Genomic DNA, 1,088 nt, shown 5'->3' with positions numbered 1-1,088 from the left:
GTCTTGGATCAGGGAACCCAGCTTGAGCTAAGGGCGAACTATACGGCGGGCGGGATTGCCGCACAGCAGCTCCTGGTGCTGACGCCGGGGCACTATATCCTGCACTATCGCACCGGAGCATCCTCGAGCCGGGAAAACCCGAAGATCCGGATCCTGTGCCGCACGGCAGGCCGGGAAAATCTGCTGGTCGAAGCGATGGTCGAAAGTGACGGCAAGGTGGAGAGGCGCGCGACCGCCTTTGGCGTCCCTGCAAGCGGCTGTGCCGAGCAGTGGCTCCGGATCGAAGGGCCGCCAACGTCCGGAAAGCAAGAGCGCTGGATTGACGACATCAGCGTGGTGCCGGCCTGAAGCTAGAGAACGGCGCCCAAGGCGGTTCCGTCCCGAAATGCGCAGCACCCTGCTCAGATACGTCCGGGCTCGGGCGATAGAGAAAGCCGGCGCCTGAGCGGCAAATCGGCGTACCGCTCGTGCCTACCGTGCCTTCACCAGCAGTGCCTGCCAGTCGCCACTGAGCGGCCGGTCGCGCGTCTCGAGCAGCGCCGGCCGGTGCGGCCGCTCGGGGCCCAGCGCCGCGATCGCGTGGTGGATCGTCGCCACCCGGTCTTTCCATGCCGGGTGCGAGCGGCTGCGCAGGAAGGCCCCGGCATGCTTGGGCCCGAAATCCTGCCAGAACCGCACCGCTCCTTGCGGATCGTAGCCGGCGTTGGCGAGCAGCGACACCGACAGGATGTCGGCTTCCAGCTCGGTCTGGCGGAAATAGCGGGCGTTGCGGCCGAAGCCGGACAGCATGCCATAGTCGACGTTCTTGGCTTCCAGTCGCTCGCGATGGTGCAGGATGTTGTGCGCGAGCTCATGGGCGACCGCGGCCGCCAGCTGGTCCTCGGGATAGCTTTCCAGGAACGGGCTGCCGATCTGGACCATCTCGCCATCAGCCTTGGCGGTCCACGCGGTGCCGATCTCGACCTCGAAACGGCTGCGGCAGGCGGGCACCGGGTGTACGGTGCGGGTGTAGGGCGTGTCCGCTCTGCGGCCGCGCACCTCCAGCGGCTCGGCAGGCGGCAGCGCGGCAAGCTGGGCGGCGACCCGGA

Annotated in this window: 2 protein-coding genes; one reads left to right on the top strand and one right to left on the bottom strand. The window is 67.7% G+C overall.

Annotated elements, in window-relative coordinates; genetic code table 11:
- Positions 1-348: hypothetical protein (locus VPH46_RS16325; RefSeq protein ID WP_416612919.1), on the top strand; the 348-nt coding region annotated here is incomplete at its 5' end.
- Between the two features lie 123 nt (positions 349-471).
- On the opposite strand, the gene VPH46_RS16320 is transcribed toward VPH46_RS16325, so the two are convergent.
- A partial coding sequence (locus VPH46_RS16320; RefSeq protein ID WP_416612917.1) for a M48 family metallopeptidase occupies positions 472-1,088 on the bottom strand: 617 nt, incomplete at its 5' end.

Source organism: Sphingomonas sp. MJ1 (PH-R8) (assembly GCF_048058635.1).
GTDB lineage: Bacteria > Pseudomonadota > Alphaproteobacteria > Sphingomonadales > Sphingomonadaceae > Sphingomonas.
Note: the sequence above shows the minus strand (reverse complement) of the source record. Positions and strands in the feature narration are given on the sequence as shown.